General features: G+C 74.1%; 20 protein-coding genes and 1 riboswitch. Of the genes, 5 read left to right on the top strand and 15 right to left on the bottom strand.

The genetic code is table 11. From position 1 onward, the window contains the following. Positions 1-51 precede the first annotated feature (51 nt). Positions 52-969: an SCO1860 family LAETG-anchored protein gene (locus tag ACZ434_RS17170; RefSeq protein ID WP_468456485.1), complete on the top strand. Its 918-nt coding sequence runs from the start codon at positions 52-54 to the stop codon at positions 967-969. A 117-nt stretch (positions 970-1,086) separates the two neighbouring features. Here ACZ434_RS17170 and cobC read toward each other — a convergent pair whose 3' ends face one another. From cobC to cobM, 5 genes are all read right to left on the bottom strand, one after another. Next, positions 1,087-2,148, bottom strand: coding sequence for an Rv2231c family pyridoxal phosphate-dependent protein CobC (cobC, locus tag ACZ434_RS17165; protein ID WP_468456483.1), 1,062 nt, complete (start codon positions 2,146-2,148; stop codon positions 1,087-1,089). Then, positions 2,138-3,043 carry a sirohydrochlorin chelatase gene (locus tag ACZ434_RS17160; RefSeq protein ID WP_468456481.1) on the bottom strand — a complete coding sequence of 302 codons (906 nt, stop codon included), beginning with the start codon at positions 3,041-3,043 and terminating at the stop codon, positions 2,138-2,140. Before ACZ434_RS17160 ends, cobC begins: the two co-directional genes overlap by 11 nt. Before the next feature lie 157 nt (positions 3,044-3,200). After that, positions 3,201-4,883, bottom strand: coding sequence for a precorrin-3B C(17)-methyltransferase (gene cobJ / locus ACZ434_RS17155; protein WP_468456479.1), 1,683 nt, complete (start codon positions 4,881-4,883; stop codon positions 3,201-3,203). Further along, a complete protein-coding gene (gene cbiE / locus ACZ434_RS17150; protein WP_468456477.1) occupies positions 4,880-6,115 on the bottom strand; it encodes a precorrin-6y C5,15-methyltransferase (decarboxylating) subunit CbiE in 1,236 nt (411 codons plus the stop codon). The genes cobJ and cbiE overlap by 4 nt, the downstream gene beginning before the upstream one ends. After that, positions 6,112-6,930: a precorrin-4 C(11)-methyltransferase gene (gene cobM, locus ACZ434_RS17145; protein WP_468456475.1), complete on the bottom strand. Its 819-nt coding sequence runs from the start codon at positions 6,928-6,930 to the stop codon at positions 6,112-6,114. The genes cbiE and cobM overlap by 4 nt, the downstream gene beginning before the upstream one ends. Positions 6,931-7,025: 95 nt before the next feature. Between cobM and ACZ434_RS17140 the strand changes: the two genes are divergently transcribed. Next, the gene (locus ACZ434_RS17140) at positions 7,026-7,754 is read left to right on the top strand and encodes a ZIP family metal transporter (protein ID WP_468456473.1); all 729 of its coding nucleotides are present in this window, start codon (positions 7,026-7,028) and stop codon (positions 7,752-7,754) included. A 17-nt stretch (positions 7,755-7,771) separates the two neighbouring features. Here ACZ434_RS17140 and cobI read toward each other — a convergent pair whose 3' ends face one another. The 9 genes from cobI to ACZ434_RS17095 all read right to left on the bottom strand — a co-directional run bounded on the left by cobI (position 7,772) and on the right by ACZ434_RS17095 (position 20,729). Continuing rightward, a complete protein-coding gene (gene cobI / locus ACZ434_RS17135; RefSeq protein WP_468456471.1) occupies positions 7,772-8,503 on the bottom strand; it encodes a precorrin-2 C(20)-methyltransferase in 732 nt (243 codons plus the stop codon). Further along, positions 8,500-9,918: a cobyrinate a,c-diamide synthase gene (locus ACZ434_RS17130; RefSeq protein ID WP_468456469.1), complete on the bottom strand. Its 1,419-nt coding sequence runs from the start codon at positions 9,916-9,918 to the stop codon at positions 8,500-8,502. The genes cobI and ACZ434_RS17130 overlap by 4 nt, the downstream gene beginning before the upstream one ends. Next, entirely contained in the window at positions 9,912-10,511 is a 600-nt protein-coding gene (cobO, locus tag ACZ434_RS17125) for a cob(I)yrinic acid a,c-diamide adenosyltransferase (protein WP_468456467.1), read from the bottom strand. The genes ACZ434_RS17130 and cobO overlap by 7 nt, the downstream gene beginning before the upstream one ends. Continuing rightward, positions 10,511-12,517 (bottom strand): putative cobaltochelatase, encoded by a 2,007-nt coding sequence (locus ACZ434_RS17120; protein WP_468456465.1) that lies wholly within the window; start codon positions 12,515-12,517, stop codon positions 10,511-10,513. The genes cobO and ACZ434_RS17120 overlap by 1 nt, the downstream gene beginning before the upstream one ends. A gap of 169 nt (positions 12,518-12,686) precedes the next feature. Then, positions 12,687-16,337 carry a cobaltochelatase subunit CobN gene (gene cobN / locus ACZ434_RS17115; RefSeq protein WP_468456463.1) on the bottom strand — a complete coding sequence of 1,217 codons (3,651 nt, stop codon included), beginning with the start codon at positions 16,335-16,337 and terminating at the stop codon, positions 12,687-12,689. Then, the gene (locus ACZ434_RS17110) at positions 16,334-17,845 is read right to left on the bottom strand and encodes a cobyric acid synthase (RefSeq protein WP_468456461.1); all 1,512 of its coding nucleotides are present in this window, start codon (positions 17,843-17,845) and stop codon (positions 16,334-16,336) included. The genes cobN and ACZ434_RS17110 overlap by 4 nt, the downstream gene beginning before the upstream one ends. Then, positions 17,842-18,783 (bottom strand): cobalamin biosynthesis protein, encoded by a 942-nt coding sequence (locus ACZ434_RS17105; RefSeq protein WP_468456459.1) that lies wholly within the window; start codon positions 18,781-18,783, stop codon positions 17,842-17,844. The genes ACZ434_RS17110 and ACZ434_RS17105 overlap by 4 nt, the downstream gene beginning before the upstream one ends. A gap of 122 nt (positions 18,784-18,905) precedes the next feature. Beyond that, positions 18,906-19,041, bottom strand: a riboswitch (cobalamin riboswitch). A gap of 175 nt (positions 19,042-19,216) precedes the next feature. Continuing rightward, on the bottom strand, positions 19,217-19,438 hold the full coding sequence (locus ACZ434_RS17100) for a hypothetical protein (RefSeq protein ID WP_468456457.1): 222 nt from the start codon (positions 19,436-19,438) through the stop codon (positions 19,217-19,219). A gap of 31 nt (positions 19,439-19,469) precedes the next feature. Continuing rightward, complete coding sequence (locus tag ACZ434_RS17095; RefSeq protein ID WP_468456455.1) at positions 19,470-20,729, bottom strand: inorganic phosphate transporter; 1,260 nt, start codon at positions 20,727-20,729, stop codon at positions 19,470-19,472. A 154-nt stretch (positions 20,730-20,883) separates the two neighbouring features. On the opposite strand from ACZ434_RS17095, the gene ACZ434_RS17090 reads away from it, so the two are divergent. The 3 genes from ACZ434_RS17090 (at position 20,884) to ACZ434_RS17080 (ending at position 24,499) form a co-directional block, all read left to right on the top strand. Further along, positions 20,884-21,597 carry a class II aldolase/adducin family protein gene (locus tag ACZ434_RS17090; protein ID WP_468456453.1) on the top strand — a complete coding sequence of 238 codons (714 nt, stop codon included), beginning with the start codon at positions 20,884-20,886 and terminating at the stop codon, positions 21,595-21,597. Positions 21,598-21,814: 217 nt separating this feature from the next. Next, positions 21,815-22,942: an alpha/beta hydrolase gene (locus ACZ434_RS17085; protein WP_468456451.1), complete on the top strand. Its 1,128-nt coding sequence runs from the start codon at positions 21,815-21,817 to the stop codon at positions 22,940-22,942. 147 nt (positions 22,943-23,089) lie between these two features. Next, positions 23,090-24,499: a hypothetical protein gene (locus ACZ434_RS17080; RefSeq protein ID WP_468456449.1), complete on the top strand. Its 1,410-nt coding sequence runs from the start codon at positions 23,090-23,092 to the stop codon at positions 24,497-24,499. Positions 24,500-24,994: 495 nt separating this feature from the next. On the opposite strand, the gene ACZ434_RS17075 is transcribed toward ACZ434_RS17080, so the two are convergent. Beyond that, positions 24,995-25,408, bottom strand: coding sequence for a VOC family protein (locus ACZ434_RS17075; RefSeq protein ID WP_468456447.1), 414 nt, complete (start codon positions 25,406-25,408; stop codon positions 24,995-24,997). Positions 25,409-25,575 lie beyond the last annotated feature (167 nt).

Here is a 25,575-nt window from a genome sequence, read left to right as displayed (position 1 = left end):
CCAGTCATGTCTCATGGGGGTCCCACCACCTTGAACACCATCAACTTCCGTATGCCCGCACACCGTTGGGCCGCCGTCGCCGCGGCCACCGCTCTCGCCGCGGGGCCCGCCGCCCTGGCCGGAGCGGGCTCCGCGCACGCCACCGAGGGGCGCGGCAGCGCGAGCGCCGCCGTGCTGCGCACCGGGCTCGACGTGTCCCTGCTCAACAAGACCGTGCACGCCCCGCTCGCCGTCTCCCTCAACGAGGTGCGGGCACCGGAGAGCGCGCGGAAGACGGCCCTCACCGCCAGCCTCGACGGCGTCGACGGCGGCAAGCCCTTCAGCGTGCTGCGGGCGGAGGTGGCCGACGCGAAGGCGACGGTCGAGGGCGAGCGGGCGGAGGCGTCCACCACCCTCAGCAAGGCCCGGCTCCATGTGCCCGGCCTGCCGCTGCTGTCGGTCGTCGAGCTCGAGGCGGTGAGCTCCAAGGCGGTCTGCGAGGCAGGGGAGACCCCGCACGCCTCGGCGACCCTGCCCGCCTCGGTGACGGTCCTCGGCAAACGCGTGGCGCTGACCGCCGGCGGTCCCACGCAGGTCGAGGTGCCGGGGGTCGGGTCGGTCCGGCTGGACCTGTCGAAGACGGAGACCACGTCGAGCACGGCCGCCGCCACCGCGCTCCAGCTGAAGGTGTCCATCAACCCGTTGAAGCTCAATGTCGCCGAGGTCGACGGCACGCTGACGCTGGCCGAGGCGAAGTGTGAGGCGCCGGCGCCGGTGCCGGCAGCGGCGGTCGAGCCGCAGGCGGCGGCGCCCGAGGCCGCGGGGGTGCAGCCGCAGGGGGCGCGGGCGGAGGAGGCCGCACCCGCGGAGGCCAACCTTGCCGAGACGGGTGGGGACTCGATGACGCCGTATGTCGCGGGCGGGGCGGTCGCGCTGCTGGCGGCGGGCGGCGGAGCGGTGGCGCTGGCGCGCCGGGGGCGCAGGGGCTGAGCCGCCCGAGGGGTTTCGCCCCCGCCGCCCCTTCCCGTCCCGTCCCGGGGCTCCGCCCCGGACCCCGCTCCTCGAACGCCGGAGGGGCTGAACTTCAGCCCCTCCGGCGGGGGCGGATCACGTCAGGGCTCGGCCCAGCGCGCCGAGGAACCCGTCCACCGTCCCCCGGTCCCGCACCGCCAGCCGCAGCCACTCCTCACCCAGCCCCGGAAACGTGTCCCCACGGCGCACCGCGTAGCCCAGCCCGCGCAGCCGCCGTCGTACCACCGCCGCACCCGGCAGCCGGACCAGGACGAACGGACCCTCCGCGGGCTCCACGACCCGCAGACCACGGCCCGCGAACTCTCGGAGCCCGTCGATCAGATGGGCGCGGTCCACCGCGATACGGCGAGCCGCCTCCGCCGCCTCCACCAGCGCCGCCGCCCCCACGCACGCCTCCGCCGCCGCCAGCGCCGGAGTGGACACCGGCCACAGCGGCTGGGCGCGTTCCAGTTCCGCGACGGTCTCCGCATCCGCCAGGACGTAGCCGATCCGCAGCCCCGCCAGCCCCCACGTCTTGGTGAGGCTGCGCAGCACCACCAGGCCCGGTACGTCCGTACGCCCGGCCAGCGCCTCCCGCTCACCCGGCACCGCGTCCATGAACGCCTCGTCCACCACCAGCGTCCGCCCGGGGCGGGCCAGCCCGGCCACGGTGGCGGCCGGGTGCAGCACCGACGTCGGGTTCGTCGGGTTGCCGATCACCACCAGGTCCGCGTCCTCGGGCACCGCCGCCGGGTCCAGCCGGAACCCGTCCGCCTCCCGCAGCAGCACCCGGTCCACCGTGTGCCCGGCGTACCGCAGCGCCGCCTCCGGCTCGGTGAACTGCGGATGCACCACCACCGGCCGGTTCACCTTCAGCGCCCGCGCCAGCAGCACGAACGCCTCCGCGGCGCCCGCCGTCAGCAGCACCTGCTCCACCGGCAGCCCGTGCCGCGCCGCCACCGCGGCCCGCGCGGCCCGCCCGTCCGGGTAGGCGGCGAGCCCGGACAGCGACCCGGCGATGTGCTCCCGCAGCCACACCGGAGGCGTGTCCGTACGGACGTTCACCGCGAGGTCGACCAGCGCGGAACCGCCGTCGCGGACCTCGGCGTCGCCGTGATGGCGCAGATCGTGCCCGCGGGCCCCCGGATCAGTGCGCATGGGAGTGGGCGTGGCCGTGCCCGTGGTGGTGGTGCCCGTCGTCGTCGGGGTGGAAGTGCGGCTGCTGCGGCAGACCCACCTTGTCCTCGAAACCGGGCAGCGCGATCCGGTACACACACGAGTCGCAGTTCATCCTGAGATCACCCTTCACGGCCTCCTCGTACCGCTCCATCACCAGGTCCAGCAGTTCCGGCTCCGGCCCGATGACGTCCGCCGACCGTACCTCGGTCTCCGGATGCGCCGCCGCCCACCCGTCCGTCTGCCGCCGCACCCGGTCCGGCAGGATCCCGGTGAACAGGAAGTACGGCAGGACCACGACCCGCCGGGCACCCAGGCGTGCGCACCGGGCCAGCCCGCTCGGCACATCGGGCGCCGCCAGCGACACGAACGCCGTCTCCACGCCCGCGTAGCCGCGCCCCTCCCACAGCAGCCGCGCCGCCTTGAACACCTCGGCGTTGGCGTCCGGGTCCGTCGAGCCGCGGCCCACGAGCAGCACGGTCACCTCGGCCGGGTCCCAGGACGGATCCATCGCCTGGGCCAGCCGCCGCTCCAGCACCTTCAGCAGCGCGGGATGCGGACCCAGCGGACGGCCGTAGGTGTACGAGATCCCCGGGTGGCGTTCCTTCTCCCGGGCCAGCGCGGCCGGGATGTCCCCCTTGGCGTGCCCGGCGGACACCAGCATCAGCGGAACGGCCGCGAACCGCCGCACCCCCCGCTCCACCAGTTCGGCGACGGCCTCGCCCAGCGGCGGCGGGGACAGCTCGATGAAACCGCCGGCGACCGGAAGCCCGGGGTGGCGGCGCCCCAACTCCCGCACGAAGTCACGGAACGCCTCCGCTCCGGCGTCGTCCCGGGTGCCGTGGCCGGCGATGAGCAGGGCGGGCGGGGTGGTCACAGGTACTCCTCGGATGCGGATGCGGATGCGGATTTGGATATGGATATGGATGCGGACGCGGATGATCGGGCTGTGACAGCGAGTTCGGACCAAGTGGGCCGGCACGGCGGTGGGTTGACCCGCACGTCCCCGCGGACGCCGCGGCGCACCGTGCCGTTCACCGCGGCTCCTCCTGCCAGCGGTAGCCGCGCGGGGTGACCATGCGCCCCGCGATCTCCCGGGTCGCCGTGTTGCCCACGGTCACGACCGTCATCATGTCGACCGTCGCCGGGTCCAGCGCGGCCAGCGTGGTCAGCCGGCTCGACTCGTCCGCGCGGGACGCGTTGCGCACGACCCCGACCGGCGTCGCCGGCTCCCGGTGTCCGGCGAGGATCGCGAGCGCCTTCGGCAACTGCCAGTCACGGCCCCGGCTGCGCGGGTTGTAGAACGTCACGACGATGTCCGCCTCGGCCGCCGCCCGCACCCGCCGCTCGATGACCTCCCACGGCGTGTGCAGGTCGGACAGGCTGATCGACACATGGTCGTGGCCCAGCGGCGCCCCCAGGATCGCCCCGGCCGCCAGCGCCGCCGTCACACCCGGCACCCCGACCACGTCGATGTCGTCCGACGCCTCGGCCAGCGCCGGGGAGGCCATGGCGTACACCCCCGCGTCGCCGCTGCCGATCAACGCGACCGCCTGCCCGCGCCGGGCCTCGGCGACGGCCGTACGGGCCCGCTCCTCCTCCGCGCCGAGACCGGACTCCAGCACCCGTGTACCGGGCCGCAGCAGATCGCGGACCTGGTCGACGTACTGGTCGAGCCCCACCAGCACGGAGGCGCGCCGCAGTTCGGCCTTCGCGCGCGGGGTGAGCAGGTCCCGGGCGCCCGGCCCGAGCCCGACCACCGCGAGCCGCCCGCGCCCCGGACGCCGTACGACGGCACAGGTCGCCATCGCGGGCCGCGCCGCCGACTTCCGCTTGGGCACCAGCAGTTCACCCCCGCCCACCAGCGCGGCGGCCTCCGCGACCGACGGGGTGCCGACGGCGGCCAGCGGCGCGTCGGAGGGGTTGGGCACCTCGACGCGCGCCAACTCCCCGGCCGCGTACGTCAGCAGAGGCACGCCGAGTCGGCGGGCCGCCGCCACGATGCCGGGCTCGTCGGCCTTGGCGTCCACGGTGGCCAGCGCGGCGAGCGAGGCGCCCGACAGTCCCGCCTCGCGCAGCGCCCCCTCGATCAGACCGAGCACCTCCTCGGCGGGGGCACCCTTCGAGGCCCCCACCCCGACGACGAGGGTCGGCGGCCGCAGCAGCACCTCCCGCTCGCCCGGCTCGACCAGCCGGTCCGTGACCCGGATCGTGTACGCCCCCTCGTCGGCGACCGGCAGCGGTGGCAGCGGCCAGGCCACCTCCGCGCGCAACGCCACCGCCTCACCGTCCAGCAGGGCACGCGACACGGCGGCGACAGCCCCCTCCACCGGCAGCCCGAGGGTGTCGAGACCCGGCAGGTGCGCCGCGTCCGTCGCCGTCGTCACCACCGGCTCCGCGCCCAGTACGTCGCCGACCGCGCGGGCGAGCTCGTTCGCCCCGCCGCCGTGCCCGCCGACCAGCGACACCGCGAACCGTCCCGCCTCGTCGACACAGACCACGCCCGGGTCGGACGTCTTGCCGTCCAGCAAGGGCGCCACCAGCCGCACCACGGCCCCCGTGGCGAGGAAGCACACGAGCTGCTCGCACTCGGCGAACGCGGCCCGCACGGCGTCCGCCACCGGTCCCTCGTAGACGCGCGTACGGTCCGGCCACGCGGCGGCCAGCCGGTCCCGCGCCACCGCTCCCGCCGCCGTGGCGGAGATGAGGCCGATCACTGCTCGACTCCTTCGGTACGGCCGTGGAGCCGGACGCCCCACAGCAGGAAAACGGGATTGGCCGCCGCCAGCCGGGTCACGTCCCCGGGCAGCGGCGCCAGCCGCGACGACTGCAACAGCACCCCGTCGCAGGAGAGACCGGCGTCCGTCAGCGCCGCACGGGCCGCCGGGACCCGGTCGAGCGCGGCCACGGCGACGACGACCGTCCGCCGCGCCCGCCGCGCGCACGCGGTGACGACCGCCGGCAGTTCGCGCCCCCCGCCGCCGACGAACACCGCGTCGGGGTCCTCGTCCAGGCCGCCCAGGACCTCCGGCGCCGATCCGTGCACCACGCGCACGTCGACCCCGTGCGCGGCGGCGTTGGCGCGGACCCGCTCCACCCCGTCCGGGGTCCGCTCCACGGCGGTGACGGCGGCACCGAGCCGCGCGCACTCCACCGCCACCGAGCCCGATCCCGCGCCGACGTCCCACACCAGCTCACCCGGGCGCGGCCCGAGCCGGGCCAGCGCCAGCGCCCGCACCTCGAACTTGGTGATCATCGAGTCGCGGTGCGCGAACTCCGCCTCCGCCAGCGCCCATTCGGCCGGCCCCGCCACCGGCCCCGCGACCGTACGCACCGGACCCAGCGCCCGCGCCTCGTCCAGGCACAGCACCACGTTCACCGCCGTCCCCCAGTCACGGCCGGCGGCCTCGGCGGGCGTCACCCGCTCCACCCGTTCCCCGGCGGAACCGAGCGCGGAGGCGACGACCAGCACACGCGGACGCCCCCGCAGCGCTGTCCCCAGCTCCGCCGGTCCGGCCCCCGGCCCCGTCAGCACGGCGACCTTCGGATACGCCCGGCACAGGTTCACCGCCGTACGCGGATCACGCCCGTGCGCGCTGACCACCACGGCGTCGTCCCAGGGCAGCCCGACCCGCGCGAACGCGGCGGCCACGGCGGGGACCCCCGGCCGCACATCGAGCCGCTCCGGCCCGAACCGCTCGGCCAGCGCCCGCACGATCCCGAAGAACCCGGGATCCCCCGACGCCAGCACCACGACCGGCCGCTCCCCGGCGACGTACTTCCCGACGGTGTCGAGCGCGGGCGCCAGCGGCCCCAGCACGACCCGCTCGGCCCCCTCCGGCACCCGCACGGCGTCCAGATGCCGCCGCCCGCCCACGACCAGCTCCGCACCGGCCGTGACCTGGGCGTCGACCGTCGCACCGGCCCCCATCCCGACAACCGTGATCACGTGCTCGCACCCCGCGAACGCAACGCCCGGCGCGCCTCCGGATCCGCCTTGCGGAACCCGTGGAAGTGACCGGGGTGGTACAGGTGCGAACGCGTGCCGTGCGCGTCGAGCGCCGGACCGACCAGGAACAGCGTGTGCTTCCACAGCTTGTGCTCCTTGACCGTCTCCTCCAGCGTGCCGACCGTGCACTTCACGACCAGCTCCTCCGGCCACGTCGCCTGATACGCGACGACGACCGGCGTGGACGTCGGATAGCCGCCCTCCAGCAGCTCCCGCACCAGCTGTCCGCTGCGGGCGGCCGACAGGAAGACCGCCATGGTGGTGCCGTGCCGCGCGAACTCGCGGACCTCCTCACCGGGCGGCATCGGCGTCTTGCCACCGCCGAGCCGGGTCAGCACGACCGACTGCGCCACCTCGGGAATGGTCAGCTCGCGCCGCGCGATCGCCGCGACGGCCGAGAAGGACGACACCCCGGGCACGATCTCGGTCGCGATGCCGAGCTCCGCACACCGGTCGACCTGCTCCTGCGTACCGCCCCACAGCGCCGGATCGCCCGAGTGGATCCGCGCGACCCTCAGCCCGTCGGCGCGGGCCCGCTCGTAGACGGCGACGACGTCCTCCAGGGACATCGTCGCCGAGTCGAGGATCTCGGCACCCTCACGCGCGTGCCGCAGCACCTCCTCCTGCACCAGGCTGGCGGCCCAGATCACCACATCGGCCTCGGCGATGGCACGGGCGGCACGGAACGTCAGCAGATCGGCGGCGCCGGGACCGGCCCCGACGAAGGTCACCTTGCCGGTGGGGGCGTCGGCCATGGGAAAAGGTCCTCTCCTGGGAGTGGTCGAAGTCGGTGGGCGGCGGGCGGCCGTCACACGTGCGCGACGGGCCGCCGATCGGATACGAAGAGCACATGGCGGTCCTCGTCGCGCTCGGCGCGTTCCTGATGACGCTGGCCGGCGGCTGGTCGGCACACCGCGTGACCGACCGCCGCCATCTGGTGCTGGGCCTGGCCGGCGGCCTGATGCTGGGCGTCGTCGGCCTGGAACTCCTCCCGGAGTCCCTGGAAGCGGCCGGCACCGAGATCCACGGCGTACCGGCGGCCCTGCTGCTCTTCGTGGGCGGCTTCCTCCTCGCCCATCTGGTGGAACGCCTGCTCGCCCACCGGCAGGCCGCCCACGGCGCCGCGGAAGCCGACGGCCGCACCCCCGAGGTGGGCCTCACGGCCGCCGCGGCCATGGTCGGCCACAGCGCCATGGACGGGGTGGCGATCGGCGCCGCCTTCCAGGTCGACGACGGCATGGGCGCCGCCGTCGCGGTGGCCGTGATCGCCCACGACTTCGCGGACGGCTTCAACACGTACACCCTCACGCGCGTCTACGGAAACGCCCGCCGCCGCGCGCTGACGATGCTGTTCGCGGCCGCGGCCGCACCCGTCGCCGGCGCCGCCTCCACCCTGATCCTCACGATCCCGGAGCCCCTGCTCGGCGGCTACCTCGGCCTGTTCGGCGGCGCGCTGCTCTACCTCGCGGCGGCCGAGATCCTGCCCGAGGCCCACCACGAACACCCGGCCCGCTCCACACTGCTCTGCACGGTCGCGGGGGTGCTGTTCATCTGGCTTGTGGTGGGCGCCGCGCACTGACCACGGCCCGGCCCCGCTCACAGTTTGCCGCCCCGCCCGCCGTCGCGCCGCGGCGGCGCGATGAGCGTCGACAGATACGGCAGCGGAGCCCCGTCCAAATCAGCGGCCGGACGCACCGACTCCTCCGGCAGCCCGAGCGCCGACCCCCACACCGCGTCACCGATCCGCCCGGTCTCCCGCAGCGCCTCGGCCACCTCACCGGCCTGCCGCCCGAACTTGTACGCGACGACGGTCCCGGGCCCCGCCAGCGCCTCCTTGAGCACGGCGGCCCCGGCGGTCACCGGCACCAGCGTGAGCGGCTCCGTCCCCTCGGTCAGCACGGCCCCGGAACGCGCCGCCAGATCCTGCATGGCGGTGATCCCCGGCACCGTCTCCACGACCGTCCCCGGCACCAGCCCGCCGACGGTCTGCGCGAGATACGTGAACGTCGAGTACACGTTCGGATCCCCGATCGTCGCGAAGGCCACGGCCCCGTGCTCCCGCAGCAGCCCCGCGACCCGCTCACCGGCGGCGTCCCACGCGGCCTCGCGCCGCGCCCGGTCGGTCCGCTCGTTCAGCGCGAACACCACCCGGACGACCTTCCCGGCGGGCACGTAGTGCAGCACGGTCGCCTCGGCCCGCCCCCGCTCGCCCGTGTCCATCACGGGTACGACGACGACATCCGCCGCCCGCAGCGCGTTGACCCCCTTGACGGTCACCAGCTCCGGATCCCCGGGCCCCACTCCGACCCCGACCAGCCTGCTGCTCATGACGTCCGGCACCTCTCCACGAACCGACGGGCGACACCGGGCTCGGACGCCCAGTGCGTGTGCAGATAGCTCGCGTGCACACCGCGCTCCACGAATCCCTCGACCCGCCGCTCGGGCACCCGCATCCCCCAGGCGGGAGCGTCCCCGGCGCCCGGCTCGACCACGGTCCGGTGGAACTCGTGCCCCCGCATCCGCGTACCGGCCCCGGCCAGCGCGCTGTCACTCACGGCCACGGCGTCCCGGTATCCCAGGGTCAGCCGCTCCGACATCCGCGCGGAGGCGTCCAGCACCCCGCACATGGGCAGCCCGTCCAGCTCCCGGCACAGATACAGCAACCCCGCACACTCGGCGGCGACGGGAGCCCCGCTCTCCGCGAGGGCGGCGACGGACTTCCTGAGCCGCTCGTTGGCGGACAACTCGGCGGCGTACACCTCGGGAAACCCACCGCCGATGACGATCCCGCGGGTCCCCTCGGGCAGTTCCTCGTCCCGCAACGGATCGAAGCCGACGACCTCGGCCCCGGCAGCGGACAACAACTCGGCATGCTCGGCATAGGAGAACGTGAACGCAGCCCCACCGGCAACGGCAACCCGAGGGGCGCGGGGAACTGCGCGAAGGGGGTCCGGGGGCGAAGCCCCCAGGGACGGGAAGGGAAGGGGCGGCGGAGGCGAAGAAGCCAAAGCCTCACCCGCATCCCACCCCGCACCCGCCAAGGGCCCCGCACTCGACGCCAGCGCGACCAACGCCGACAGATCACACCCGGCAGCCACCCGCGCAGCCATCGCCTCAACGGCGTCGACAGCCAAAGCACCCCGCTCCGCAACCGGCACCAACCCCAGATGCCGAGCCGGCGTCTCCACCTGCGCGGCCCGCCGCAGCACCCCGAGCACCGGCACCCCGACGGAGTCCAACGCCTCCCGCAACAACCCCTCATGCCGATCCGAGGCGACCTTGTTCAGGATCACACCCCCGACCCGCACCCCCGGATCCCAGCTCACGAACCCGTGCACCAACGCCGCCACCGACCGGGACTGCGACGACGCGTCGACGACCAGCACGACCGGCGCCCGCAACAGCTTCGCGACCTGCGCGGTGGACGCCAGTTCACCTTCCCCCGCAGCCCCGTCGAACAGCCCCATCACCCCCTCGACGACGGCGATGTCGCACCCCCGCGCACCATGCGCGAACAGCGGAGCCACCAGCTCAGGACCGCACAGATACGCGTCGAGGTTCCGCCCCACCCGCCCGGTGGCCAGCGCGTGGTACCCGGGATCGATGTAGTCGGGCCCCACCTTGTGCGGGGACACGGCGAGCCCCCGCGCGGACAGCGCGGCCATCAACCCCGTGGCAACGGTGGTCTTCCCGCTCCCCGACGAGGGCGCGGCGATCACCAGCCGTGGAACGGAGCTCACCACTCGATGCCCCTCTGCCCCTTCTGCCCCGCATCCATCGGATGCTTGACCTTGGACATGTCGGTCACGAGATCGGCGAACTCCACCAGCTTCCCTGGCGCGTTCCGCCCGGTGATCACCACATGCTGCGTCCCCGGCCGCTCCCGCAGCACGGACACCACCTCATCGGTGTCCACCCACCCCCAGTGCATCGGGTAGGCGAACTCGTCCAGCACATACAGCTTGTACGTCTCGGCGGCCAGGTCCCGCTTGACCTGCTCCCAGCCCTCCCGGGCCTTCTCCTCGTTGTCCAGCTGCGCGTCCCGCTGGACCCACGACCAGCCCTCGCCCATCTTGTGCCAGTCGACGGACCCGCCCTCACCGGAGGCGCCGAGCACCCGCAGCGCGTTCTCCTCGCCGACCTTCCACTTCGCCGACTTGACGAACTGGAACACCCCGATCGGCCACCCCTGGTTCCAGGCCCGCAACGCCAGCCCGAACGCGGCCGTCGACTTGCCCTTCCCGATCCCCGTGTGCACGACGACCAGCGGCCGATTGCGCCGCTGCCGCGTCGTCAGCCCGTCATCGGGTACGACATCCGGCTGCCCCTTCGGCATTACGCGGCCCTCCTCTGTACGTCCTTCACCAGCCCGGCGATGCTGTCCGCCCGCAACTCGCCCAGCGTCACGGCACTGCCGCCCAACTCCCCGGCCAACCGCCCCGCGAGCCCCAGCCGCACCGGCCCCGACTCGCAGTCCACGACCACCGACGCGACCCCGTCGGCCGCGAACAGCCGCGCCGCACGCGAGGCCAGCGCGACCGGCTCCGGCCCACCGGTGGCCCGTCCGTCCGTGACCACCACGACCAGCGGACGCCGCGCCGGATCCCGCAACCGCTCCACCCGCAGCACCTCGTGCGCCCTGAGCAGCCCCGCCGCGAGCGGAGTCCGCCCACCCGTCGGCAACGACTCCAGCCGTGCCGCCGCCGCGTCCACCGACGACGTGGGAGGCAGGGCCACATCGGCCGCCGAGCCCCGGAAGGTCACCAGACCGACCTTGTCCCGCCGCTGATAGGCATCGAGCAGCAGCGACAGCACGGCACCCTTCACCGCACTCATCCGCTGCCGCGCGGCCATCGACCCGGAGGCGTCGACGACGAACAGCACGAGATTGGATTCATGCCCCTCGCGCACCGCTTGCCTCAGATCGTCCCGGCGCACCAACAGCCCCGGCCCCCTGCGGCCCCGCGCCCGCTGATGCGGCGCCGCGGCCTGGACGGTGGCGGCCAGGTGCAACGTGGTCAGGGCACCCTGTGGCCGCCGGGCGCCCGTGGTCCGCCCGTGCTCGGTCCGCGCCCGCGAACGCCGCCCGGCGGCACCCTCGCCGAGCCCGGGCACGCTCAGCACCTTCGTCCGGAACGGCTCGGCAGCACCCACGGGCGACCGCTCACCGGAACCGGCCCCGGCCGGCTGCGACTCCCCGGACTCCCCGGACTCCTCGGCCTCGGCCGACGCCCCCGCGTCACCACCGCCCTCCGGCCCCTCCTCGGGCGGCTGCCCGCCACCCCCGTCGGGGCCGCCCGGCCCGTCCGGATCGGGGTCTGGCTCGTCGTCGCCCCCGAACTCCTCGAGCGTCTCGTCGAGCTTGTCCTCGTCGAGGCCGGGGGCATCGAACGGCGAACGCCGCCTGCGATGCGGCAGAGCGAGCAGCGCCGCCTGCCGCACGTCCTCGGCGAGCACATCCGTCCGCCCGGCCCAAGCGGCCAGCGCGGTCGCCGTACGCGCCATCACGATGTCGGCCCGCATGCCGTCCACCTCGAACGCCGCACAGGTCGCCGCGATCTGCCGCAACGCCCCGTCCCCGAGCCGCACCGACGGCAACAACTCCCGCGCCGCCACGATCCGCGCCCGTACGGCGGCCTCCTCGTCGGCCCACCGCGCGGCGAACCCGGCGGGATCGTCGTCGTACGCGAGCCGCCGCCGCACGACTTCCACACGCTGGTCGGGCTCGCGCGAGGCGGCGACCTCGACGGTCAGCCCGAACCGGTCGAGAAGCTGAGGCCTGAGTTCCCCCTCCTCGGGGTTCATGGTTCCGACCAGCAGGAATCGCGCGGCATGCCGCACGGAGACACCCTCGCGCTCGACGTAGGAGGCGCCCATCGCCGCCGCGTCCAGCAGCAGGTCGACCAGATGGTCATGAAGGAGATTGACCTCGTCGACGTACAGAATCCCGCGATGCGCGTCGGCCAGCAGGCCCGGCTCGAAGGCCTTCACGCCCTCCGCCAGCGCCCGCTCGATGTCCAGCGCCCCGACCAGCCGGTCCTCGGAGGCACCGACGGGCAGTTCGACCATGCGGGCGGACCGTGCGGCACCGCTCCCGCTCTCGTGCGGCCCGTCCGGGCACGCGGGGTCCGGGGCCGAGGGGTCACAGGAGAACCGGCAGCCGGACACCACGGCGACTTCCGGCAACAACGCCGAAACGGCGCGTACGGCCGTGGACTTCGCGGTGCCTTTCTCGCCGCGCACCAGCACCCCGCCGACCGTCGGGGAGACGGCGTTCAGCAGCAGTGCGAGCCGCAGATCGTCCTGACCGACGACGGCCGTGAACGGAAAGGGGACACTCATGCCGGAATCACTCCTTCGAGCGGCTGGTGCGATGGATGAGCGCTGTAAGCAGGAGCAGTTGACACACTGGGGGTGTGTTCCCCGCCGGCGCGGGGGTGGTCCGGACGTCGACACTCGGGAACACGACCTTGTTGACTGCTCCCCGCCGACGCGGGGCTGCGGGGGAGAGTCACTCCTCTTCCTCCAGATCTCCCTCGAGTTCGAGGTAGGTCACCCGGAGCCGGTCGAGGGTCTCCTGGTCCGGCTCCGCCCACAGGCCGCGGTCCGCCGCCTCCAGCAGCCGTTCCGTGATGCCCCGCAATGCCCACGGATTGGACTGGCGCATGAACTCCTGGTTCTCCGGCGAGAACACGTACTCGGCCGACAACTTCTCGTACATCCAGTCGTCCACGACCCCGGCCGTGGCGTCGTACCCGAAGAGGTAGTCGACGGTGGCCGCCATCTCGAAGGCGCCCTTGTACCCGTGGCGCCGCATGGCCGCCATCCAGCGGGGGTTGACCACGCGGGCCCGGAAGACCCGGTGCGTTTCCTCGCCCAGAGTTCGGGTCTTCACCTGGTCCGGTGTCGCCGAGTCCCCGACGTACGCCTCCGGGCTGGCCCCCGTCAGATGCCGCACCATGGCGACCATGCCGCCGTGATACTGGAAGTAGTCGTCCGCATCCGCGATGTCATGTTCACGCGTGTCGACATTCTTCGCCGCCACCGCGATCCGCCGGAACGCCGTCTCCATGTCCCCGCGCGCCGCCCGCCCGTCGAGCCCGCGCCCGTAGGCGTAGCCGCCCCACACCGCGTACACCTCGGCGAGGTCCGCGTCCGAGCGCCAGTTCCGCGCGTCGATCAGCGGCAGCAGGCCCGCCCCGTACGCCCCCGGCTTGGAACCGAAGATGCGAGCCGTCGCGCGTCGTCGGTCACCGTGGTCCGCCGTGTCCTCCTCCACGTGCGCCCGCACGTAGTTGGACTCGGCCGGTTCGTCCAGCTCCGCCACCGCGCGTACCGCGTCGTCGATCAGCCCCACGACATGCGGGAACGCGTCCCGGAAGAACCCGGAGATGCGGACCGTGACGTCGATGCGCGGCCGGCCCAGTTCCTCCAGGCCGACCACCTCGAACCCGGTGACCCGCCGGGACGCGTCGTCCCACACCGGACGGCACCCCAGCAGCGCCAGGATCTCGGCGATGTCGTCGCCCTGGGTGCGCATCGCCGACGTGCCCCACACCGTCAGGCCGACGGACTTCGGATACTCACCCGTGTCCTGCACGTACCGCTGCACCAGCGAGTCCGCGAGCGACTGCCCGACCTCCCAACTCAGCCGGGACGGAATGGCCTTGGGGTCGACGGAGTAGAAGTTCCGCCCGGTCGGCAGCACGTTGACCAGCCCGCGCGTCGGCGAACCCGAGGGCCCCGCAGGGACGTACCCCCCGTCCAGCGCCCGCAGGATGTTCCCGATCTCGTCCGTGGTACGGGCCAGCCGGGGCACCACCTCCTCGCAGGCGAACCGCAACACGGCGACCGCGTCGGGGAGTTCGTCCCCCAGTACCTCCCGCACCAGCGCGGGGACCGCGTCGGCCGCCCAGCCGCGCTCCTCCATGCCCTCCGCGAACCGCCGGCACAGCTGCTCCAGCAGGTCGATCGTGTCGGCGCCCGTCCGTGCCGGTCCGTCCACCAGCTCCGTCAGCTCCGCCGCGACCTTCACCGGAGCGCCCGGCTCGGCCAGCAACTCCTTCTCCACCAGCCCGAAGTGCTCGGCCAGCGCGGCCCGCAGCCCCGGCAGGGCGTTCGCCTGCCCGCCCCACACCTGTGAGGCACGCAGCACCGCCAGCACCAGATTCACGCGCGGTTCGCCGACCGGCCCGCCGCCCAGAATGTGCAGGCCGTCGCGGATCTGCACGTCCTTGATCTCGCACAGGTAGCCGTCGATGTGCATGACGAACTCGTCGAAGTCGTCGTCGTCCGGCTGGTCGTCCACGTGCAGGTCGTGGTGGAGCTCGGCCGCCTTGACCAGCGTCCAGATCTGCGCGCGGACCGCCGGTGCCTTCGCCGGGTCCAGGTCGGAGACCAGCGCGTACTCGTCGAGCAGCTGCTCCAGCTTCGCCAGGTCGCCGTAGGTGTCGGCGCGTGCCATCGGCGGTACGAGGTGGTCGACCACGGTCGCGTGCCCGCGCCGCTTGGCCTGCGTCCCCTCACCGGGGTCGTTGACGATGAACGGGTAGATCAGCGGCAGGTCGCCCAGCACCGCGTCCGGTGCGCACCCGGCGCTCAGCCCGAGCCCCTTGCCCGGCAGCCACTCCATCGTGCCGTGCTTGCCCATGTGCACGATCGCGTCGGCGCCGAAACTGTTCTCCAGCCAGCGGTAGGCCGCCAGGTAGTGATGCGAAGGCGGCATGTCGGGGTCGTGGTAGATCGCGATCGGGTTCTCCCCGAAGCCGCGCGGCGGCTGGATCATCACCACGACGTTCCCGAACCGCAGCGACGCGAGCACGATGTCGTCCCCGTCGACGTACAGCGAGCCCGGCGGTTCGCCCCACGCCTCCCGCATGCCGTCCCGCAGTTGCGGGTCCAGCTTCTCGAACCACGCCCGGTAGTCCGCCAGCGGCACCCGTGCGGGCGCGGCGGCCAACTGCTCCTCCGTCAGCCACTCGACGTCGTGGCCGCCGGCCTCGATCAACCGGTGGATCAGCTCGTCGCCGCCGGACGGGTAGCCGTCGACCGCGTACCCGGCGTCGCGCAGCGCGTCCAGGACGCGCACCGCCGAGGCCGGGGTGTCGAGCCCCACCGCGTTGCCCACGCGCGAGTGCTTGGTCGGGTACGCGGTGAAGACCAGCGCGACCTTCTTCTCCGCGTTCGGGGTGTGCCCCAGCCGGGCGTGCCGCACCGCGATCCCCGCGACCCGGGCGGCCCGCTCGGGGTCCGCCACGTACACCGGCACGTCGTCCGGGCCCTGCTCCTTGAAGGAGAACGGCACCGTGACCAGCCGTCCGTCGAACTCCGGGATGGCGACCTGCATCGCCGCGTCCATGGGGGACAGGGCGGCGTCGGACTCCTCCCAGGCCGCGCGCGACGACGTGAGGCACAGCCCTTGCAGCACCGGCACGTCCAGGTCGGCCAACGCGCCGATGTCCCAGGCCTCCTCGTCACCGCCCGCCGACGCCTGCGAGGCGTGCGTGCCGCCGGCCGCGAGCACGGTGGCGACGAGGGTGTCGGCCTTCGACAACAGGGAGTACAGCTCGGGATCCGCGCCGCGCAGCGAACCGCAGTACACCGGCAGGGCGTTGGCGCCCCGCGCCTCGATCGCGTCGCACAGGGTGTCCACGAAGGCGGTGTTGCCGCTCAGTTCGTGAGCCCGGTAGAAGAGCACGCCGACGGTCGGGCGTCCCGGTTCCAGGGGCCGGGTGCCGTGGACGCCGTACTCCGGCATCTTCCGCGGCTGTTCGAACCCCTCGCCGGTCAGCAGCACGGTGTCGGACAGGAACCGGGCCAGTTCGGTGAGGTTCTCCGGGCCGCCCTCGACGAGGTACCGCAGTGCTTCGGCGACCACCCCGGCCGGCACCGTCGACTCGGCCATCAGTTCCGCGTCCGGCACGCTCTCCCCGCCGAGCAGCACCGTCGGGACGCCGGACGCCTTCAGCGCCGCCAGCCCGTCCTCCCAGGCACGCTTGCCGCCGAGCAGCCGTACGACGGCGAGGTCCGCCCCGTCGAGCAGCGCGGGCAACTCGTCCGTCACGTCCACGCGGGTCGGGTTGCCGATCCGGTAGGCGGCGCCGGAGGCCCGGGCGGCCAGGAGGTCCGTGTCGGCGGTCGACAACAACAGCACAGTGCTCATGCGGGCGCTCCCGGTTCGATGAAGGGCAGGTCTCGCGGTGCGCCGGACTCGATGAGCCGCCACAGCGCGTCCGTGTCCGCGTGGTGTTCGATCAGGTCGCCGAGCCGGTCGAGCTGCTCCTCGCGCAGCGCGGCGAACGAGGTGTCGGGGGCCGGTACGAAGCGGCGGCCCGAGGCCCGCGCCACCTCGCGCAGGAAGGCCCGCCGGAAACCGTCCGACTCCAGTGAGCCGTGCCAGTGCGTGCCCCAGGTCTGGCCGACCCGGCAGCCGTCCAAGAAGGGTTCGCCCGCTGTGACCTCGGCGATCCCGTGATGGATCTCGTACCCCTCGACGGGCTCCCCGAGGGCCTGTCCGACGGGCCGCGTCAGAGTCTTCTCGCGGGCGAACCGCACCCGTACGGGCAGGACGCCGAGCCCGTCCACGTGCCCGGCGCGGCTCTCGACCTCGTCCTCGATGTGCTCGCCGAGGATCTGGAAGCCGCCGCAGATGCCCAGCACGGGCCGTCCCTCGGCCGCCCGCCGCCGCAGCGCGTCCGCCAGCCCGCGCTCCCTCAGCCACTCCAGCGCCCGTACGGTGCCGCGCGTACCCGGGACGACCACGAGGTCGGCGTCGGTGAGTTCCTCGGGCCGGTCCACGAACCGCACCACGACCCCCGGCTCGGCGGCGAGGGCGTCGACGTCCGTGAAGTTGGACATCAGCGGCACCGCGCACACGGCGACCCGCAGCACGTCCTCACCGGCCGGCGCGGTCACCGCGGACTCCCGGACGGCTCCCCGCAGGGACACCCGCAGTCCGTCCTCCTCGTCGATGCCGAGCCCGTGCCGGAACGGCAGCACCCCGTACGTCCGGCGCCCGGTCAGGCCGTGCAGCATGCCGAGCCCCGGCTCCAGCAGCGACACGTCGCCCCGGAACTTGTTCACGAGGAACCCGGCGACCAGGTCCTGGTCCTCGGGGGACAGCAGGGCGACGGTGCCGAAGAAGGACGCGAAGACGCCGCCGCGGTCGATGTCGCCCACGATCAGGACGGGCAGTCCGGCCGCCCGGGCGATCCCCATGTTCACGATGTCCGTGCGCCGCAGATTGATCTCGGCCGGGCTGCCGGCGCCCTCGCAGATCACCGCGTCGTGCGTGCTCCGCAGCTGCTCCAGGCAGTCCAGCACCGTGCCGAGCAGCCGCTGCTGCCGCCCGCCGTGGTAGCCGCGCGCGCTCATCTCACCGACGGGCTTGCCCAGCAGCACCACCTGGCTGGACCGCTCGCCGCCCGGCTTGAGCAGCACCGGGTTCATCAGCGCCGTCGGCTCGAGGCGGCAGGCCTGGGCCTGCATGGCCTGCGCCCGCCCGATCTCGGCGCCCTCCCGGGTGACGAACGAGTTCAGCGACATGTTCTGCGCCTTGAACGGCGCGACCTTGACGCCCTGCCGCACCAGCCACCGGCAGATCCCGGCGGTCACCACGCTCTTGCCGGCGTCCGAGGTGGTCCCGGCGACCAGCAGCCCCCCACCGCTCATGGCCTGCGTCCCTTCACGATGCTCCGCGCGAGCACACCGGCGCCGAGCGCCAGCCAGCCCACGCGCCGCGACAGCCGTACCGCCCGGTCGATGTCGGACACGGCGACGGCCCGCCCGCCGCCGTTGAGTACCGGCCGGTGCTCGACCCGGCCGCTGTAGGAGAGCGTCCCGCCGAGCCGTACCCCGAGCGCGCCCGCGAAGGACGCCTCGACGGGACCGGCGTTGGGGCTCGGATGGCGGTGCGCGTCGGCCCGCCAGGCCCGTACCGCGCCGCGCGGGTCCGGTCCGCCGGCCGCGGCGAGTACGGCGGTCAGCCGCGCCCCCGGCCAGCCGGCCACGTCGTCGAGACGGGCGGAGGCCCAGCCGTAGCGGCGGTGGCGGGGGGACTTGTGGCCGACCATCGCGTCCAGGGTGTTGACGGCCCGGAACCCGAGCAGGCCCGGCACCCCTGCGGCGGCGCCCCACACGAGCGCGCCCACCACGGCGTCGGAGGTGTTCTCGGCGACCGACTCCACCACCGCGCGGGCGATGCCGTCGGCGTCCAGCGCCTGCGGGTCACGGCCGCACAGGTGCGGCAGCCGCTCCCGCGCCGCCTCGACGTCCCCGGCCTCCAGGGCCCGCCCGACGGCGCGGGCCTCCCGGGCCAGCGAGGTGCCCCCGACGACCGCCCAGGTGGCGGCGGCCGTCAGCGCGACGGAGGCGGCGGGGGAGGAGCGCACACAGCGGGCGGCGACGCCGCCCAGCGCCACGGCGCCGCCGACGCACACGGCGGTGTGCACGGCACCCCGGCCCCGGTCGTCGCGCCACAGCACTCGTTCCACGGCAGCCGCGGCCCGCCCGAAAGCGGCGACCGGGTGCCCACGGCGGGGATCGCCGAGCAGCAGGTCGCCGAGGAGGCCGGCGGCGGCGCCGTACGCGAATACGCGATCGGCACCCATGGGGTCAGCCGGTGACGGATCCGGAGGGACCGGCCCCGAAGCGGGGTGGGGTGTCGCTGATCGACCTCGACAGGCAGCCGCGCATGGCGATATGTCCTCACTCAGGGTGTCCACGCCCTGGTTCGACGAGACCGGCGGTGAGAGTTCCTGGCTCCCGGGTGTTCACCCGGTGACAGTGGCGGGACCGCGCCGGAATCGCACCGGCTTCCTCTCCTGCCGCCGTATTGGCTGAGGCAGTCCACCACGGCCCCCGAAGGGCCGTCAACTTGCCGTTGACCTGCGAGGCTGAAGTGTGCTGAGGCCCACAGAGGGGTTCCGGTGGGTGAACCGCGGGCGGGGTGCGCACACGACGGCGGGCGGTGCGGGTGCCGGGGCTCCCGCACCGCCCGCCGGACGGTGACGATCGTGGATCAGGGCATGATCCGGGCCGGGGTCAGGCCATGATCAGGTAGATCCCGTAGCCCACCGCCGCCGCGCACGCCGCGAAGCATGCCCAGGCGCCGGTGACGGCCAGGACCGCGGACTGGCCCTGGGCGGCTGCCCGCTCGCGGCGGGACAGTCCGGTGATGCCGAGGGTGAACAGGGCCACCAGCGCCACGGTGACCACGAGGCTGACGCCGAAGACGGAGCCGAGGGCTGCCCAGTCGATCTGCATGGTGCTCTTCTTCCTTCGTACCGGGTCGCGGTCAGACGGCGGTCTTGGCCGGCGCCGCCGGGTCGTTGGGGGCCGGGATCGTGGCCGCGAGTTCATCGGTCACGGTGCCCGCCGGGGGAGGGGTGACGGCGGCCATCGCCTGCGTCACCACGCCGGACGGCTCCTCGCCGGACGGCGCCTCGCCCGGGACCTCGTGGTCGTTGACGTTGGTGTGGTCGACGATCTCGCGGCGGGAGATCTTCCAGATGGCGAAGCTGGAGGCGACCAGGAAGACGGCCACGACCGCGGTGCCCCAGCTGCCGAAGCCGCAGACCCACTCGGCGACGGCCGCGACGAAGGCCGCCGCGGGCAGCGTCAGACCCCAGGCGACGAACATGCGGGTGGCGGTCGACCAGCGGACGACACCGCCCTTGCGGCCGAGGCCCGCGCCCATCACGGCACCGGAGACGGAGTGCGTGGTGGAGAGGGAGAAGCCGAGGTGCGAGGAGGCCAGGATGACCGTCGCGGCGCTGGTCTGGGCGGCGAAGCCCTGCTGCGGCTGGAGGTCGGTCAGGCCCTTGCCCATGGTGCGGATGATGCGCCAGCCGCCGAGGTAGGTGCCCAGCGCGATGGCGACACCGGCCGAGACGATGACCCACATCGGCGGGTCGGAGTCGGGGGCGAGGGCGCCGCCGGCGACCAGGGCGAGCGTGATGATGCCCATCGTCTTCTGGGCGTCGTTGGTGCCGTGGGCCAGGGAGACCAGGCCGGCGGAGGCGATCTGGCCGGCGCGGTAGCCCTTCTCGGAGGCCTTGCCGTCGGCCTTGCGGCCCAGGCGGTAGGTCAGCCGGGTCGCGAACATCGCGGCGAGACCGGCCACCAGCGGGGCGGCGATCGCGGGGATCAGTACCTTGGTGACGAGGACGTCGCCGTGCACCGCGCCGAAACCGGCGGAGGCGACGGTGGCGCCGATCAGACCGCCCATGAGGGCGTGCGAGGAGCTGGACGGCAGTCCGACCAGCCAGGTCAGCAGGTTCCAGAGGATCGCGCCGACCAATGCGGCGAAGATGACCTCGGGACGGATGCCCGCCTCGTCGACGAGGCCTTTGGAGATCGTGTTGGCGACCTCCACCGAGAGGAATGCGCCCACGAGGTTCAGTACGGCGGACATGGCCACCGCGACCTTGGGTCGCAGGGCACCGGTCGAAATGGTCGTTGCCATCGCGTTCGCGGTGTCGTGGAAACCGTTCGTGAAATCGAACGCGAGTGCGGTTACCACCACAATCGCGAGGATCAGCGAGAAGCTTTCCATTTACCCAGGCAATCGTTCGAGGTCATTGGCTGGTCGAACGTAGGTAACCAGGGTGAACGGAAGATGAACTGGAATGGGCATCGTGGTGACCGTAAGAGGGGGTGGCCGCTCCGCCGGACGGCCCAGTGCGCAGGCCACCTGGCAGGATCGCGGTATGACCGGGCGGCAGCGGGACGGACGGGAAGCGGAGGACGCCGGGCACCCCACGGGGAGCCGGCGGGTCGGCGAGGAGGAGGCGCACGCCTGGCGGGAGCTCGTCGAGACCGCGCGCCGGACCGTCGCCGACGGACTCGTCGTCGGCACCTCCGGCAACGTGTCGGTGCGGGTCGGCGAGACGGTGCTGGTCACGCCGTCGGGAGTGCCGTACGACCGGCTGACGCCGGACGATGTGACGGGCGTCGACCTCGCCGGCCGGCAGGTGCTCGGCTCGCTGGTCCCGACCAGCGAGCTTCCCATGCACCTCGCGGTGTACCGCACCACCGCCGCGCGCGCCGTCGTGCACACGCACGCCGTCCACGCCACGGCCGTCTCCACCCTCGTCGGCGAACTGCCCCCGATCCACTACATGGCCGCCGCGCTGGGCGGCCCCGTCCGGGTCGCCCCCTACGCCACGTACGGCACCGACGAACTGGCCGGGAACATGCTCCGCGCCCTCGACGGCCGCACCGGCTGCCTGCTCCGGAACCACGGCACGGTCACCCACGGCACGACCCTCGCCCAGGCCTACGACCGCACCGCCCAACTGGAGTGGATGTGCCGCCTCTGGCTCACCGCGTCATCGGTCCCGGGCCTGACCCCGCACCTCCTGACCCGGGAGCAACTGGAGGAGGCGGGCGAACACCTGCGCGGCTACGGCCAGCCGGGCTGAGGAACAGCCCGTCCGGCGCTTGAGGACGAGGCCCGAAGGGCCGAAGGGGGTCTGGGGCGCAGCCCCAGGGACGGGACGGGAAGGGGCGGCGGGGGCGAAGAACCCCTTGCCGGCACCCCCACCCTCCCGCACCGGCGGAGCCACCCCGCCCCGGCCGAATCCCCACCGCAGCCACCCCCACTGGCCGGGTACCCGTCCCCCCATGACACTGGAAAACGTGCGCACTGTCAGAGCGACGGCCGCTGCCGTCACCGCCGTGATAGGCGCCGGCGCCGCCGCCGTGGCCGCCGGCCGGTTCGCCAGTGATTCCGCCCTCAGGATCCCGCCGGGCGGCCCCCTGCCCACCGAACCCCGGCTCACCGTCCACGCCACCGCCGCCGGCCAGGTCACCCTCACCCGGGACCTCGCCGCCCTGCGGCCCGGCCGCCACGGTCTCACCGGGGACGGGTTCCACGCGGTCGTCGGACCCGTGCTGTCCGGCACCGCGCGATCCGCCGACACCGTCGTCCGCCGGCTGGAACGCGTCACCTACGGCACCCCGGAACCCGGCGACCGGGCCTGGCTCACCCCGAACCTGTACGCCGGCGACCCCGGCACCGCCCTCGGCCTGGACCACACCGCCCTGGAGGTCCCCGGCGAACTCGGACCCGTACCCGTATGGTTCCTGCCCGGCGTCCGGAACACCTGGGTGATCGTCGTCCACGGCCTCGGCACCACCAGGGAACACACCATGAACCTCATGGAGTTCCTGCACCGCCGGCGCGTCCCGGTGCTCGCCCCCGCCTACCGCGGCGACCCCGGCGCGCCGCGCTCCCCGGACGGCCTCAACCACCTCGGCGAGACCGAGTGGCGCGATCTCGACGCCGTGCTGCACCACGCGGTGCGGTCGGGCGCCCGGCAGGTGGTCCTGCACGGCTGGTCCAGCGGCGCGACCATGGCCCTGCGCGTCACCGCCCGCTCCGAGCTGCGCGACCGCGTCGCCGGTCTGATCCTCGACTCGCCCGTGCTCAGCTGGGAGGCGACCCTGCGCGCCCTCGCCGCGGCCCACCGCACCCCGGGCCCGCTGCTCCCGCTCGCCGTCCGCGCCGCGCAGGGCCGCACGGGCCTCTACGGCGAGCGCAGCCCCGGCGCCGTCCACCTGGACCGGATCGGTGTCCCCACGCACATCTTCCACGGTCCCGACGACATGGTGGCCCCCTGGCGGTACTCCCGCCGTCTCGCCGCCGCCCACCCCGACACGGTCACCCTGCACACCGTCCGGGGCGCCGCCCACGCCGCCATGTGGAACGCCGACCCGGAGGCCTACGAGGAGGCCCTGCGCCGCTTCCTCACCCCGCTGCTGTGAAGCCGGTGCCAACGGTTCCGGTTGGCGTCGCACCACTGGCCTGATCCGGCCCCTCCGACCGCATCCCGGCCCGGGGCGCGGACCGTCCCCGCGCCCCCGCCGGCATTCCGTTTGGGATTTCGGACCGTCAACCGCAAGACTGCACCCGTGACGTCCCGTATCCCGCGCGACTCCAGGCTTCGACTCGTCCGCCCCCGACCCCTGGCCGCCGCCCCCACAGCGATCAACCAGCGGCGCGCGCGCCGCCCCGCGCCACGCCCCCCGGAGGGCACCCCCGCACCGGGGGAGCTGGCCAGAATGGCGCGCTCCGGTCTGGCCGCGGCCGCCCGCGTCGCCCGCTGGGCCGACGCCGCCCTCGGCCCCGGCGGGGACAGCGCCACCGCCGACGGCAAGGCCACCCTCTCCGACGCGACCGCCGAACGGGCGGCCCGGGCCCTCGGCCTGACCCCCGCTCAGGTGCGTGCCGACTGGGACACCGCCCGCCTGGCCGGCCTCGTCGAGGTGCACGGCGGCACCGCCCGCCCCGGCTGGCGGCTGCGCGCCTGGAACCGCGACGACAGCGCCGTGCTGCGCGGCTGGGTCGCCCTGTGCGACGCCTGGTCGCTGGCACATCCCGAACCCGAGGAGTACGAGCCGGCCGCCGTCGCCGAGGTCGTCACGGCCATGCCGCAGGTGCTCTCCTTCCTCCAGCTCTCCGCCGGCCCCGTCCCCGTGCCGCAGCTCCTCGACCTCCTCCAGCAGCGCGTCACCGAGCTCCGTACGGAACGCTGCGAGATCGACTACGCGCCGCAGGCCGACGTGCCCCGTCCCGCGCCGGCCGAGCCGGCCTCCGACGACGCCCCGCTGGAACCGCTGCTCGACTGGGCGCTGCGCGCCCTCGCCTCCGTCGGCGCCCTCACCTACGGCGACGGGCAGGCCACGCTCACCCCGCTCGGCAGCTGGGCGGTGTGGGTCAAGCTGGAGCAGATCTGCGTCGCCGCGCAGAGCCCCGCCGGGAACATCGAGCAGGGCGCCGAGGACATGCTGCGCGGCTGCGGCCGGCTGCGCCCCAACGCCGCCCGCGCCGAATACCGGGCCTGGCTCGCCGCCCGGCCGGTCGGCAGCGCCGTCACCGAGCTGATCCGCGCCGCCCGCGGCGAGGACGCCCTGCTGCGCGGCCTCGCCTTCGAGGCGCTGCGTGTGGTCGGCGCGCCCGCGGAGCCCGAGGTCCGCACGGTGCTCGACGAACCGACGCTGCGGCCGTACGCCCTGCTGTGGCTGGCCGAGCACGACGGTGCCGACCCCGAGGACGCCCACGAGGTGCTCACCCGCGAGGAGGCCACCTGGCTGTGGGTGGACACCGCCGCGGCCGTCGCCGACCACGGTGAGGCGCCGCTGCTGGTCCGGCACCTGGAGTCCGCGGTGCAGCCGACGGTCCCCGCGCTGCTCAGCGAGGTCCGCGCGGTCGGCCACCCGCGCACCGTGCAGGTCCTGGTCGCCCTCGCCGCCGCCCACCCCGACCCGGCCCTGGCCAAGGCGGTCCGCCGGGCAGCCTTCCAGGTCCACACCGGCGGCTGACCCACCCGCCCCCGGGGAGGCCCACAACCTCCCCGGCCCACCCCACCCGCCCGACGCCGGGCGAACGCCGCTCCCCTCCGGGGGCACCCGAACCCACACGAGCCCGTCCGCGGCGCGGAGGTACGTGTCCTCCGCCGGTGTGCGGCCCGCCTCCGTTTCGGCAACGGATCCGGTCCCGATGCCGGGGGACGGGGCACCGAATCCCGCACGAGCGCGGTCGTCGTCCGGCTTCCGCGGGACGGGCCTCGCGCCCGAACCCGGTACCCGTGGCGCGGGAGGCGCGTGTCCTCTGCCGGTGTGCGGCTCGCTTCCGTTCGGCAACGGCTTCCGCCCCGATGCCGGGCGGCCGGGGCATCCGTCTCGCGTCGGTCGGCGTCCGGCTACCGCGGGGCGGAACCCGGTGACAGGGACAGGGGCGTCGCACCCGAGCCACGGCCACCTGCTCGGCTCCCGGGACGCCGGTCCGTAGACCCCTCAGCCCGGCCGGGCGCGGTCTCAGCCTCCGGTTTCCGGTGCGTACGTGCCGAAGGTCCAGATGTTGCCCTCGGTGTCCCGGGCCATGTAGTCCCGTGAGCCGTAGTCCTGGTCCGTCGGTGGCATCAGGATCTCCGCGCCCTGTTCCACCGCGCGCCGGTGGTGTGCGTCCACGTCGTCCACGACGACGTACACCGCCGCCGGGCCCGCCCCCTTCATCGCCGTGTCGAACGCCCCGCCGCGGCCCTTGGAGCCCAGCATCACCACCCCGTTGCCCTGCACCAGCTCGGCGTGCATCACCGCCCCGTCCTCGCCCTCGTACACCGACAGCTCCCTGAAGCCGAAGGCCTCCGTGAGCTGCCGGATCGCCGCCTTCGCGTCCCCGTACAACAACGTCGGAACGATGCTCGGACGCCCGCCGCCCGTTCCTGCCATGGCGATCACTTCCCTGTGTCTCGCGTACACCGGAATGTCCAGTTGCCGCCCAGTCTGGCACCGGGCACTGACAACCGCCGGGGCTCCCGCGCGCGGAAAAGCTGTTGCACGGCCCCGTTAGAATGGCTCGCATGGCCATTCTCCTCGCGCATTAGACGGCGGGAACG

This window comes from Streptomyces sp. NPDC030893 (genome assembly GCF_055571535.1).
The sequence above is the reverse complement of the archived record's forward strand: the minus strand, read 5'-3'. Positions and strand labels throughout refer to the sequence as shown.

Excerpts from the sequence above, each read along its gene's own strand:
- ACZ434_RS17110 (WP_468456461.1), bottom strand. The coding sequence starts at position 17,845 with ATGAGCGGTGGGGGGCTGCTGGTCGCCGGGACCACCTCGGACGCCGGC.
- ACZ434_RS17105 (WP_468456459.1), bottom strand. The coding sequence starts at position 18,783 with ATGGGTGCCGATCGCGTATTCGCGTACGGCGCCGCCGCCGGCCTCCTC.
- ACZ434_RS17075 (WP_468456447.1), bottom strand. The coding sequence starts at position 25,408 with ATGGCAGGAACGGGCGGCGGGCGTCCGAGCATCGTTCCGACGTTGTTG.
- cobC (WP_468456483.1), bottom strand. The coding sequence starts at position 2,148 with ATGCGCACTGATCCGGGGGCCCGCGGGCACGATCTGCGCCATCACGGC.
- ACZ434_RS17120 (WP_468456465.1), bottom strand. The coding sequence starts at position 12,517 with ATGAGTGTCCCCTTTCCGTTCACGGCCGTCGTCGGTCAGGACGATCTG.
- ACZ434_RS17100 (WP_468456457.1), bottom strand. The coding sequence starts at position 19,438 with ATGCAGATCGACTGGGCAGCCCTCGGCTCCGTCTTCGGCGTCAGCCTC.
- cobO (WP_468456467.1), bottom strand. The coding sequence starts at position 10,511 with ATGCCGAAGGGGCAGCCGGATGTCGTACCCGATGACGGGCTGACGACG.
- cobI (WP_468456471.1), bottom strand. The coding sequence starts at position 8,503 with ATGAGCAGCAGGCTGGTCGGGGTCGGAGTGGGGCCCGGGGATCCGGAG.
- cobN (WP_468456463.1), bottom strand. The coding sequence starts at position 16,337 with ATGAGCACTGTGCTGTTGTTGTCGACCGCCGACACGGACCTCCTGGCC.
- ACZ434_RS17140 (WP_468456473.1), top strand. The coding sequence starts at position 7,026 with ATGGCGGTCCTCGTCGCGCTCGGCGCGTTCCTGATGACGCTGGCCGGC.
- ACZ434_RS17095 (WP_468456455.1), bottom strand. The coding sequence starts at position 20,729 with ATGGAAAGCTTCTCGCTGATCCTCGCGATTGTGGTGGTAACCGCACTC.
- ACZ434_RS17170 (WP_468456485.1), top strand. The coding sequence starts at position 52 with ATGCCCGCACACCGTTGGGCCGCCGTCGCCGCGGCCACCGCTCTCGCC.
- cobM (WP_468456475.1), bottom strand. The coding sequence starts at position 6,930 with ATGGCCGACGCCCCCACCGGCAAGGTGACCTTCGTCGGGGCCGGTCCC.
- ACZ434_RS17090 (WP_468456453.1), top strand. The coding sequence starts at position 20,884 with ATGACCGGGCGGCAGCGGGACGGACGGGAAGCGGAGGACGCCGGGCAC.